The sequence below is a fragment of the Sphingomonas hankookensis genome, from assembly GCF_022664465.1.
In the GTDB taxonomy this organism is placed as follows: Bacteria; Pseudomonadota; Alphaproteobacteria; order Sphingomonadales; family Sphingomonadaceae; genus Sphingomonas; species Sphingomonas hankookensis.
This window is the reverse complement of the sequence record NZ_JAKREV010000001.1, coordinates 888,253-900,260: the sequence shown is the minus strand read 5'-3', so window position 1 is coordinate 900,260 and position 12,008 is coordinate 888,253. Positions and strand designations below refer to the sequence as shown.

General features: G+C 67.0%; 10 protein-coding genes. 5 read left to right on the top strand and 5 right to left on the bottom strand.

Going from position 1 to position 12,008, the window contains the following annotated elements:
- Window positions 1-54: 54 nt before the first annotated feature.
- Complete coding sequence (locus MF610_RS04290; RefSeq protein ID WP_242193017.1) at window positions 55-783, bottom strand: TetR/AcrR family transcriptional regulator; 729 nt, start codon at window positions 781-783, stop codon at window positions 55-57.
- A 61-nt stretch (window positions 784-844) separates the two neighbouring features.
- On the opposite strand from MF610_RS04290, the gene MF610_RS04285 reads away from it, so the two are divergent.
- The 5 genes from MF610_RS04285 to MF610_RS04265 all read left to right on the top strand — a co-directional run bounded on the left by MF610_RS04285 (window position 845) and on the right by MF610_RS04265 (window position 7,434).
- Complete coding sequence (locus tag MF610_RS04285) at window positions 845-2,017, top strand: efflux RND transporter periplasmic adaptor subunit (RefSeq protein ID WP_242193015.1); 1,173 nt, start codon at window positions 845-847, stop codon at window positions 2,015-2,017.
- Between the two features lie 6 nt (window positions 2,018-2,023).
- On the top strand, window positions 2,024-5,227 hold the full coding sequence (locus MF610_RS04280) for an efflux RND transporter permease subunit (RefSeq protein ID WP_242193008.1): 3,204 nt from the start codon (window positions 2,024-2,026) through the stop codon (window positions 5,225-5,227).
- A gap of 2 nt (window positions 5,228-5,229) precedes the next feature.
- Entirely contained in the window at window positions 5,230-6,687 is a 1,458-nt protein-coding gene (locus tag MF610_RS04275) for an efflux transporter outer membrane subunit (protein WP_242193006.1), read from the top strand.
- A 143-nt stretch (window positions 6,688-6,830) separates the two neighbouring features.
- Window positions 6,831-7,094, top strand: a complete 264-nt coding sequence (locus MF610_RS04270) for a hypothetical protein (protein WP_242193003.1) — start codon at window positions 6,831-6,833, stop codon at window positions 7,092-7,094.
- Between the two features lie 181 nt (window positions 7,095-7,275).
- On the top strand, window positions 7,276-7,434 hold the full coding sequence (locus tag MF610_RS04265) for a hypothetical protein (protein ID WP_242193002.1): 159 nt from the start codon (window positions 7,276-7,278) through the stop codon (window positions 7,432-7,434).
- Between the two features lie 748 nt (window positions 7,435-8,182).
- Here MF610_RS04265 and MF610_RS04260 read toward each other — a convergent pair.
- From MF610_RS04260 to MF610_RS04245, 4 genes are all read right to left on the bottom strand, one after another.
- A complete protein-coding gene (locus MF610_RS04260) occupies window positions 8,183-8,545 on the bottom strand; it encodes a hypothetical protein (RefSeq protein ID WP_242192998.1) in 363 nt (120 codons plus the stop codon).
- 10 nt (window positions 8,546-8,555) lie between these two features.
- The gene (locus tag MF610_RS04255) at window positions 8,556-10,055 is read right to left on the bottom strand and encodes a L,D-transpeptidase family protein (protein WP_242192996.1); all 1,500 of its coding nucleotides are present in this window, start codon (window positions 10,053-10,055) and stop codon (window positions 8,556-8,558) included.
- Between the two features lie 117 nt (window positions 10,056-10,172).
- Complete coding sequence (locus tag MF610_RS04250; RefSeq protein WP_242192994.1) at window positions 10,173-10,703, bottom strand: response regulator transcription factor; 531 nt, start codon at window positions 10,701-10,703, stop codon at window positions 10,173-10,175.
- Entirely contained in the window at window positions 10,700-12,007 is a 1,308-nt protein-coding gene (locus MF610_RS04245) for an ATP-binding protein (RefSeq protein ID WP_380870634.1), read from the bottom strand. The genes MF610_RS04250 and MF610_RS04245 overlap by 4 nt, the downstream gene beginning before the upstream one ends.
- Window position 12,008: the final 1 nt, after the last annotated feature.

The following is a 12,008-nucleotide window of genomic DNA, read 5'->3' as shown; positions in this document are numbered from 1 at the left end:
CGGCGAACCGGACGGGGCCTGCGACTGCCGCGCAAGGGAGTGCGCACAATCGGTTTAAGTCGCCGTCACAAATCCGCAATGCTCTTTTTGGAGGATGGGGTATGGTGCGGTAGCGATCATTTGGTCGATCGTCGCATCGACATGCGCGCTCATCTGGCGGTACGCGGCTTCGTCGTCGAAATCCGGGTCGGCAATGCGCCGGTGCATGATGCCCGCGCCCCAGGTCAGGATCGTTTCGGCCAGTTCGCCGCGTGCGTTCGCCTGATCGGCATGCGGGGCGAGTGCGGTCAGCGCCTGGACCAGCGCCTGTTTCACCCGGCGGTTGATGGTGTGCGCGATCCCCTTGATGCGGTCGTTGCGCGCGGCCTCCGCCAGTATCTCGGGCATCAGCGCCCGCGCCTCGCTGGCCTCGCCGCAACGCATGAACATGCGCAGCCAGTCGCGAATCGCCGCGATGTTCCGCCGTTCGACCGCCTGCGCGATTTCCGCTTCGTGGAGGAACAGCCGCAGGTCGTTCTCGACGATTTCGGCGACAATCGCCTCCTTGTCGGCGAAGTCGCGATAAATCTGCCCGACCTTGATTCCCGACTCGGCGGCGATCTGCGCGACGCCGGTTCCGTGGAAACCGTGTTCCGAAAACAGCTTACGAGCCACGGTCACCAATTTTTCGCGTCGCGCCACCGCCCGACTGGCTCGACACGCCTCTCCGCACTGCAACAAATTCACGTTAGATTCACCTGTAACCTCTTGCCACATCCGCTCCGGCGGCGTACGCGCCGCCAATGTGTGAGTGATCGATCACTCACGTTTAGCACATCCGTCGAGGACGTTCATGAAAAATCGCATGGCCCCATTGGCTCTGGCTCTCATCCTTTCGGCCTGCGGAAGCGGCGGCGGCGACCAGCAGCAGCAGGCGCCGCAGGGGCCGCCGCAGGTCGGGTTCATGACCGTCCAGTCGCAGCCGGTTACGCTCACCACCGAACTGCCCGGGCGTACCGCACCCTATGAGACGTCGGACGTCCGGCCGCAGGTTAACGGCCTGATCCTCGCGCGCCTGTTCCAGGAGGGCGATTACGTCCGGCAGGGGCAGCCGCTGTATCGCATCGATCCGTCGCCTTATCAGGCGGCGGTGGCGAGCGCGCGGGCGGCATTGGCACGGGCGCAGGCGTCGATCGCATCGACCCGCAACCTTGCCCGACGCTATGGCGAACTGGTCAAGATCAACGCGATCAGCCGCCAGGAATATGAGAACGCGATCACCGGCGCGCAGCAGGCCGAGGCCGATATTGCAGCGCAGCGTGCCGCGGTCCGCCAGGCGCAGATCGACCTGTCGCGCACGACGATCACCGCGCCGATTTCGGGCCGGATCGGGCGGTCGGTGTTCACCACCGGCGCGCTGGTGTCCGCCGCGCAGACCAATGCGCTGGCGACGATCCAGCGGCTCGACCCGATCTATGTCGATATCCAGCAGTCGAGCGCCGACCTGCTGAAGCTGCGCCAGCAGATCATGGGCGGCGACCTGTCGCGCGGCGGCAATGCGGCGCGCGTCCGGTTGAAGCTGGAGGATGGGAGCACCTATCCGATCGAGGGGACGCTGAAGTTCACCGACGTGACCGTCGATCCGGCGACGGGGACGCAGGCGATCCGCGCCGTCTTCGCCAATCCGCGCAACCTGTTGCTGCCGGGCATGTATGTCCGTGCCGAGCTGGTGCAGGGGACTCAGGCGAACGGCATGCTGGTGCCGCAGCGGGCGGTGACGCGCGATCCGACCGGCAACGCGACGGTGCTGGTGATCGGTCCTGACGGCAAGCTGGCCCCGCGCGCGCTCAAGACCGAACGGACGATCGGTGACCAGTGGCTGGTGACCGGCGGGCTGCGGCCCGGCGACAAGGTTGTGATCGAGGGTGCGCAGATGCTCCAGCCCGGTACGCCGGTGAAGGGGTATCAGTGGAAGCCGGGTCAGGCACCGCAGGGTGGCGCGCCCGCTGGCGCCGCCCCCCAGGCACAGGCGAAGTAAAGAGCCATGTCCCGCTATTTCATCGACCGACCCATCTTTGCATGGGTCATCGCCATCGTGATGATGCTGGCCGGCGCGATCGCGATCCGCAGCCTGCCCATCGCGCAGTTCCCCGAAATCGCGCCGCCCGCGGTTGCGATCACCGCGACCTATCCCGGCGCCGATGCCGAGACGCTGGAACGCACGACGACGCAGATCATCGAGCAGCAGCTCAAGGGCATCGACAATCTGCGCTATTTCTCGTCCTCGTCGTCCTCGGCGGGGACGGTGACGATCACGCTCACCTTCGAACAGGGCACCGATCCCGACATCGCGCAGGTGCAGGTGCAGAACAAGCTGCAGGCGGCGACCCCGCTGCTGCCGCAGGAAGTCCAGCGCCAGGGCATTCAGGTCACCAAGTCCGCCGCCAGCTTCCTGCTGGTCGTCGGTCTCGTGTCGACCGACGGGTCCCACAGCAATACCGACCTGTCGGACATGGTCGTGTCGCAGTTCCAGGACCCAATCAGCCGGGTGAGCGGCGTCGGCGAGTTGCAGGTGTTCGGCGCGCAGTACGCGATGCGCATTTGGGTCGATCCTATCAAGCTCAACAGCTACCAGCTGTCGGTCGGCGACGTAACGGCGGCGGTACAGGCGCAGAACGCGCAGGTATCAGCCGGGCAGATCGGCGCGCAGCCGGCGCCCAAGGAGCAGATGCTGAACGCCACGGTCAGCGTCCAGTCGCGCCTGCAAACCCCCGAGCAATTCGCCAATATCCGCCTCAAGACCAACGCCGACGGCGCGGTCGTCCGGCTGGGCGATGTCGCGCGGGTCGAGATCGGGGCGGAAAATTACGGCTTCGACGTGCAGTATAATGGCAAGCCGGCATCTGGCTTCGGCGTTCGTCTGGCCGCGGGTGCCAATGCGCTCGATACCGTCGAACTGGTCAAGGAACGCGCGGAGCAGATCGGCAAGGGCCTGCCCGCCGACGTCAAGGTCATCTATCCGTACGACACCACGCCGTTCGTCCGCCTGTCGGTCGAACAGGTCATCCACACGCTGATCGAAGCGGTCGTCCTCGTCTTCCTCGTCATGTTCCTGTTCCTTCAGAACTGGCGCGCGACGATCATTCCGACGATCGCGGTGCCGGTGGTGCTGCTAGGCACGTTCGGCGTGATGGCGGTGGCCGGGTTCACCATCAACACGCTGACGCTGTTCGGCATGGTGCTGGCGATCGGCCTGCTGGTCGACGACGCGATCGTCGTCGTCGAGAACGTTGAACGCCTGATCCAGACCGAGGGGCTGTCCCCCCGCGAAGCCGCGCGCAAGTCGATGGACGAGATCACCGGCGCGCTGGTCGGCATCGGCCTGGTGCTGTCGGCGGTGTTCCTGCCGATGGCGTTCTTCGGCGGGTCGACCGGCGTGATCTATCGCCAGTTCTCGATCACGATCGTCTCGGCGATGGTGCTGTCGGTGCTGGTCGCGCTGATCCTGACGCCAGCTTTGTGCGCCACGATCCTGAAACCGCATGACCCGCACAAGCACGAACAGGGCAACGGCCCGCTCGCGCGTTTCTTCCGCTGGTTCAACGACCGGTTCGAACGCAGCCAGAACAAGTATGAGAACGGCGTCCGGCGCACCACGCGCAGCTGGAAGCGGTCGATGCTGGTCTATCTGCTGATCGTGCTGGGCATGGTGTTCGTCTTCACGCGCCTCCCGTCGGGCTTCCTGCCCGACGAGGATCAGGGCACGGTGCTGGCGCTGGTGCAGGGTCCGGCGGGTGCGACGAGCAGCCGTACCGAAAAGGGCCTGAACCTGGTACGCGACCATTTCCTGAAGCAGGAATCGGGCAACGTCGCCGGCGTGTTCACCATCAACGGCTTCAGCTTTGCGGGACAGGGGCAGAATGCCGGTCTGGTGTTCGTCAACCTGAAGCCGTGGGACGACCGCGGCGGTGCCGAGAACAAGGCGCAGGCGATCGTCGGCCGCGCGATGGGGGCGTTCGCCCAGTATAAGGACGGGCTGATCTTCGCGCTGGTGCCGCCGGCCGTGCAGGAACTGGGCAATGCGACCGGGTTCGACGTGCAGCTGGTCGATACCGGCGGCATCGGCCATGAAAAGCTGGTGCAGGCGCGTAACATGATGCTCGGCATGGCCGCGCAGGACCCGCGCCTCGCGCAGGTCCGTCCGCTCAGCCTCGACGACGCGCCGCAGCTCAAGGTCAATATCGACGAGGACAAGGCGCGCGCGCTCGGCCTCGACCTGTCCGACGTCAACTCGACGATCGCGACCGCATGGGGCGGCGGCTATATCAACGACTTCATCGACCGCGGTCGCGTGAAGCGCGTCTATATCCAGGCCGATGCCCCCTATCGCCTGAGCCCGGAGGATGTCGGCAAGCTGTTCGTGCGCAACGCGACCGGTCAGATGGTGCCGTTTACCGCCTTCTCGACGCTGGAATGGGCCAATGCGCCGGTACAGCTGACGCGGTATAACGGCCAGTCGGCGATGCAGCTGCAGGGCTCGCCGGGGCAGGGCCTGAGCACCGGCGCGGCGATGGAGGCGCTGGAGGAAATCCACGCCAAGCTGCCGCCGGGTACCGCGCTGGAATGGACCGGGCTGTCGTTCGAGGAACGGCTGTCGGGTGGTCAGGCGCCAGCGCTCTACGCGCTCTCGCTGCTGATCGTGTTCCTGTGCTTGGCCGCGCTGTACGAAAGCTGGTCGGTGCCGATCTCGGTCATGCTGGTGGTGCCGCTGGGCATTCTCGGCGCGCTGCTCGCGGCGTGGCTGACCGGTCTGAACAACGACATCTACCTGCAGGTGGGCCTGATCACGACCATCGGCGTGTCGGCGAAGAACGCGATCCTGATCGTGGAGTTCGCCGAGGAGCGGATGGGCGACGGCATGGGCCCGGTCGAGGCGGCGGTGGAGGCGGCCCGGCTGCGTCTGCGGCCGATCCTGATGACCTCGCTGGCGTTCGTCTTCGGCGTGCTGCCGCTGGCGCTGTCGACCGGCGCGGGTGCCGGTGGGCAGAATGCGATCGGCCGGGCGGTGGTCGGCGGCATGTTGTCCGCCACCATCCTCGCCATCTTCTTCGTACCGATGTTCTTCGTCGTCGTGCTCCGCCTGTTCGGACATGGCGGCAAGGACACTCCGTCCGCGAACCGGGACGTCGAGCCCGATGGCGGCAACCGGTCCTCCGATGGCGGCGAACCTGCGCCGCAGGGGGCATGATCATGAGCAAAGTGATGACGCTGCGCAGCCTGACCCTGCTGATCGCCACGACCGCGCTGACCGCGTGCAACCTGGCGCCCAAGAATGTGCGGCCGGAAGGGGCGATCCCGCTGACCTTGCCGCAGGGCGGGCCATACCCCGCGCTGGGGGCGGAGCAGGCCGATGTGACCCGGATCGCCTATCGCGCTTTCTTCGTCGATCCGCGGTTGCAGGCGGTGATCGCGACGGCGCTGGAGAATAACCGCGATTACCGGGTGACGGCGGCGAACGTGCTGGTGGCGCGGGCGCAGTACCGCGTGACCCGCGCGTCGCAGGTGCCGACGACCTCGGCCAATGGCGGCGTGACCTATACCAACAACCCGTTCGGCGCGCTGGGCGGGGCGGGTGGTGCCGGGACTGGTGGGGCGGGCGGCGTGCCCGCGCAGACCGGCAACCTCGAAATCTATCAGGCGTCGGTCGGGTTCTCGGCGTTCGAGCTCGACCTGTTCGGTCGCGTCCGCAACCTCAGCCAGGCGGGCCTGCAGGAATATTTCGCGACCGAAGAGGCGCAGCGCGCCGCCCGGATCGCGTTGATCGGCGAAGTCGCCACCGCGTGGCTGACCATGGCCGCCGATCAGGACCAGCTGCGCCTGTCGCGCGAGACGCTGACCAGCTTCGGCCGCACGCTCGAGCTGACCCGAGCGCAGTTCCGCGTCGGCGTCATCTCCGAACTGGAGGTGCAGCAGGCCGAAACCACCTATCAGCAGGCGCGCAACGATATCGCCGCGCTGACCGCGCAGATCGCGCAGGACCAGAATGCGATCAACCTGCTCGCCGGCACCACCGTGCCGCTGGAGCAGCTGCCGACCGAGCTGGGCGAGCGCGATCCGGTGCTGGCGAACCTGCCGACCGGCGTGTCGTCGACAGTGCTGCTGCGCCGGCCCGATGTGTTGCAGGCGGAACGGCGCCTGTATGCCGCCAACGCCAATATCGGCGCGGCGCGCGCGGCGCTGTTCCCGACGATCTCGCTGACCGCGACGCTGGGCACGATCAGCACCGCGCTGGGCGGATTGTTCGGTTCGGGCACGCAGAACTTCTCGATCGCGCCCGCCGCCACGCTGCCGTTGTTCGACGGCGGCCAGCGGCGCGGCAATGTCGAGGTGGCGCGCGCGCAGCAGCTGGCCGCCGTGGCGACCTATGAAGGCACGCTCCAGACCGCGTTCCGCGAGGTCGCCGATGCCCTGGCGACGCGCGGCACGATCGGCGAGCAGCTGTCGGCGCAGACCGCCCGGGCCCAGGCGGCAGCGACCGCGCAGCGCCTGTCCGACGCGCGCTATCGGGCCGGGATCGATTCGTTCCTCAACACGCTCGATGCGCAGCGCACCAGCTATGCCGCGCGGCAGACGCTGGTGCAGACCCGACTGGCGCGGGCGACGAACCTCGTCACGCTGTACCGGACGCTGGGCGGGGGGCTGAACTAGGACTGGTCCTTCCTCCGTCACCCCGGACTTGGAGCCGGGGTGACGATGCTTCCGCCACCACTGGCGGCGCATGCACCGCGCGCGCCCCTTGCGTCCGCGCGCCATCGGCATATGCTCTCCTGTATAACATAAGGAGAGGAACGATGAATCCGATCGAACCGTGCGATGCCGCCGGCGAAAAGAGCATGGTGATCCTGCAGAGCCTGTTGTGCCTGCTGCGCGAAAAGAACCTACTGTCGCGCGCCGATATCGAGGATCTGGCGGCCAAGGTCGCGATCCGCGCCGCCGACCGTGAGCATGATCCGCTGCCGTGTCAGTCCGATGCGGTCGTCGCTGCCAAAAGCGAGATGGACCGGCTGGGCGCCTATATCGGCGGCCGCTATGGTGGCAAGCACCGCCGAATGTGATGCGTCGCTGCGGCGGAACGCTGCGCCCATCGGTGTAATGACGGCGTCAGAATTTGCGGCGACACGCATCCCCGGCACTGGTCGTGCGTTTTCCGCATGTCCGGTTCCGCCGGGCGAGTATCATAAACGGGCGCTTGAACGTCCCCGAGAGGTTGTCGTGTCTTCGATTGGACCGGACGAAATGTCCTACTTCGTACGCCGTGCCGAACAGCAGCTGGAACTGGCGCAGCAGGCCGATCATGAGCAGGTCGTGCATGCGCATTACGAGCTGGCGAATTTGTATCTCGATCGCGCCTATGCGCCGGTGTTGCCGGTCGACGGGACTGCGCAGGCGGCTTGAGAAAGTTGCGGCGGAGCAGGCGTGGCTGCCTAGACGTCGTCGCCGAGCGCGAGTTGGTCGAGACGTTCGCTATACGAAGGCCGCCGGTCCCGAACGCATATGTCGCTGGTGAACGGGCGCCGTGATGCCGTCCGACCCTGCCAACCGTCACCCCAGCGAAGGCTGGGGTCTTCTGCGGCTAGGCGCACGCTGCGAGACCCACCGCCGCCCGATCAGGATTGATCTACAACCCACTATCCGTACTCCCCCCGCAGGCGGGGGTCCAGGGTAACGACAGGACAGCGCATGTGGCTCTGGACCCCCGCCTGCGCGGGGGTACGCGTGGCTTGAAAGGCGTTCCGTCCCGTCGAAATGCCTTCAACGCCGTCGAATGCCGATCGGCCGCAAGCCATCGGAATGGAAAGGTCGTCCCGGCGAGCGCCGCAAGCGGCTTCTGCTTCGCACCGTTGTCGAGAGATTCGAGCCTTCGCTGGAATGACGCCTGGTTCGATGTGGCATCCAGCAAAACCGTTCGTGCTGAGTAGGGACTGCGCTTGTCGAAGGCCCGTATCGAAGCATTCGTGGCGGTCCTTCGATACGCCACTTCGACAAGCTCAGCGGCTACTCAGGACGAACGGTTCCACCTTGGATCTTTCGACACGAGATGAGGGTAACACCCTGGCGAACCCGCAGCTTCCTCCGCCAAACGCAGAAAGGGCGGCCAACCGGCCGCCCCTCCACAACACAAACCGTCGTCAGAACCGTCGGCTCACTCGCCCTGCTGGTTCGACATCGCATCGTCGACCGGCTGATCGTCGCGATCGTCCTGTCCGCGGGTCGAGCGCGAGGTCATGCCGGTGGCCGACGCGTCGTCCAGCACCTGCTGGTCGGGCTCGACCGGCGGGGGCGGGGGCAGAACTTCGGCCGGGGCGACCGCCGACAGGTTTTCGACCACCGGCGGCGCGGGCTCTACCGTTTCCTCGGGCAGCGGGGTCGGCGGCGGGGCTTCCTCATCGAACGCGCTGTTCTCGATCGGGGCGTCGGGTTCGTCCGTCCCCGAACACGCCCCAAGTCCGGTCGCCAGCAACAGGCCGCTGCCCGCCAGCAGCGCTACGCGCCATCCGCTCTTCATCGTCATCCCCTTATCGTGCCGCTAACTGGCTGGCTTCAGCGCGTGCGACGATCTTGTTCGCCAGCACGCCGTCCCATTTATACGGATCCTCGCGGAAGCTCATCGTGCCGTTCGGCGTCGCGAACGCGGTCCAGTAGAGCAGATAGACCTTTACCGGATCGGCAACCTTGGCCCGCACCGTCTTGCCCGATGCCAGCGTCGTGTCGATCTGTTCGGCGGGCCATTCGGGCGTAGTCCGCAACAGCAGGCGCGCCAGATCCTCGGGCTTTTCGAGGCGGACGCAGCCATGGCTGGCCAGCCGGTCAAAATTGGCGAAACCCGACTGCGCCGGCGTGTCGTGCAGATAGACCGCGAACGGATTGTCGAAATCGAACTTGAACCGGCCGAGCGCGCTGCGCTCCGACGCCTGCTGCAACCGGCGCCCGCCGCCCTCGGTTTCGATCACGCGGAAGCCGTTGCGCTTCAGATAGCCGGGGTTCGCCCGCTCCTTGGGCCACAATTCCTTGTCGGCGATCGACGACGGCACGTTCCACGGCGGATTGAGCACGATCGAATGGATGGTGGAGGTCAGCATCGGCGTCTCGTCGCCCGGACGCCCGGTCACCGCCTTCATCGACGTCACCGGCTGGTCGCCGTCGAACACGGTCAGCACCGCCGCGGCGATATTCACCTGAATGCGGTTCTTTTCCAGCTCGGTCGGCAGCCAGCGCCACCGTTCCATATTCGCCTTGATCTGCTTGATCCGCTCGCCCACCGGCACGTTCAGCGACGCGACGGTCTGCGCACCGACTTGCCCGGCGGGGTTCAGGCCATAGCGGCGCTGGGCACGGCGGACGCCGTCGAGCAGCGACTGGTCGAACGTATCGCCGCTCGCCGACACGCCCGAATCCTCGACCGCCAGCCGCTTGCGCAGCGCCGCGACCTGCGGTCCCTTGCCGCCCATGCGCAGTTCCGATCCGGCACCGATCGTCGACCAGCCGCCATCGGCCTGGATCTTCCGATAGCGCGCCAATCCGGCGACCAGCGTGTCATAGCCGGCATAGGGCGGCGGCAGCGACGCGATCCACGCCGCCAGCCGATCCTTCGCCACCGCGTCGCGGAACGAGGGGAGGGGATCGAACCCCTGCGGGCGCATCGCCCAGTCCTTCTGGAAATCGCTGGTGTCCAGCCGCCCGGCGCGCACTGCATGGGCATGGTCGAGCGCTGCCTGCACCAGCGCGGTACCGGTCAGGTTCGCCAGCTGCGGCTCGCGGTCCTTCAACCCCTGCGCCACGGCATCGCGCGCCAGCAGCTTCGCAAGCTCGCTCTCCTGCGCGGGGCTCAGCGTCGGCAGCGGCAGCGGGGCCGGCACCGGCTGTACCATGGGCGGCGTCGTCGGCAGCGTCGGTACGACCGGCGGCGGCACGACCTGCGCCGACGCGGCCCCGGCGGCGGTCAGTGCGATCCCGGCGAGCAGCGCGCGGCGCACGATGCGATCGAAACGATGGCGGTGGTCGGTAATCGTCTTCATCCTATACTCTGTGCGGTGCGGCGGCATGCTTAGTGCAATCGAACCTGCCACACGATGAACCGTTCCCCTTATGCGCCCTGATACCACAGGCGGCGGGCCGTTTCGAACCCCTTGCGTTCAGGAAAGATGGCGCTTGTCGAGCTTGCGCGCCAGCGTGCGACGATGCATCCCCAGCCGCCGCGCCGCTTCGGAGATGTTGAAGTCGGTATCGGCCAGCACCTGGTGGATATGTTCCCATTCCAGCGTCTTGATCGAAGTGGGGGCGGCGGTCAGGTCGGCGTCCGCATTGCCCTCGACCCGCGCGAACGCCGCCTCGATTTCGTCGGTGTTGGCGGGCTTGGTCAGGTAGTTGGTTGCGCCCAGCTTGATCGCCTCGACCGCAGTCGCGATGCTGGCGAAACCGGTCAGCACGACGATGCGCATCGCCGGGTCGATCGCCGACAGCACCGACACGCAGGCGAGGCCCGACGCCCCGCCCAGCCGCAGGTCGACCACCGCATGGTCGGGGGCGAAGTCGCGCGCCAGTTCGTCCAGCCGGTCGGGGCCGCCGGTTACTTCCACGACATAGCCGCGCCGTTCGAACGATCGGCACAGCGTGCGGGCGAAGGTAGCGTCATCCTCGACGATCAGAAGGCGGCGGGCGGTCATCGCGTCTTCTCCAGCGCCAGCGAATCGATCGGCAGGACCAGGGTAGTCTCCGCCCCGCCGGCATCGCGGTTCAACGCTTCGATCGTACCGCCCAGCGGACGCAGCACGTTGGTGGCGAGATAGAGGCCAAGGCCCGCGCCTTGTCGGTCCTTGCTGGTATTATAGGGTTTGCCGAGGCTGGAGAGAATACGGTCGGAAAAGCCGTTGCCGTCGTCGCGTACCGTCAGGCGCAGCATCGCCCCGTCACGCAACGCGATCAGCGCGATCATGCGACCCCCGGCTTCGACCGCATTGTCGAGCAAATTGGTCAACGCCTGCGCCAGTGCGCGGTCGGCGACGATCGGGACGTCGGGCCCCAGCCGATCCTCGAACACTGCGCGCGTGGGGTCGGACCCGCGCCAGCGATCGAGCGTGTCGGTCAGGAAGGTGCGCAGCGTGGTCCGCGTCGGCGCCTCGCCGGTCACCTCGCCCGCGGCGAACAGGATGCCCGATACGATCTCCTTGCAGCGCATGACCTCGGCCCGCATGTCGTCGACTTCGGCGACGAAGCGCGGATCGCGGCGGATCGCCGGCTCGTTCTTCCAGTCGCCCAGCAGCACGGAGATCGACGACAGCGGCGTGCCCAGTTCGTGCGCGGCGCCGCTGGCGAGCAGGCCCATGCGGACGATATGCTCCTCCTCCACCGCGCGCTGGCGCAGTTGCGCGACCTTGGTATCGCGGTCGCGGAGATTGGCGGCGATCCGCGTGACGAACGCGACCAGCAGCGTGGCGGCGAGGACGAAGTTGATCCAGTTGCCGATCAGATAGGCGTCGGACAGGCTGCTGACATAGGCGGGGGGTAATTGCAGCGGGCGGTGAAACGGGCCGAGCAGCGCGAACGCACCACTGGTGATCGCGACCAATGCCCAGCTCGACCACACTTCCAGCAAGATCGCGCCGATCACCACCTGCAACAGATAGAGCGAGACGAACGGATTGCGCGCGCCGCCCGACAGGTAGAGCTGCGCGGTCAGCGCCGCGACGTCGAGCACCAGCGCGGCGAACAGCGGCAGGTTGGTATCGCTCCACCGCGACCGGCGGGCGAGGGTGACGAGGTTGAGCAGCACCAGTCCCGCCAGCACACTCGCCATCGGCAGCAGCGGCAGGCGGATGCCAAGCAGTCCGTCGACGACGAGGATCGTACCCAGCTGCCCGCCGACCGCCAGCCACCGCAGCTGGACCAGCAGCAGCATGTTGCGCCCGACGCCCTCGGCCGGCGGCGGCAACGGAGTCGCGGAAGGGGGGGCGGGCTGCATCGGGCGCATG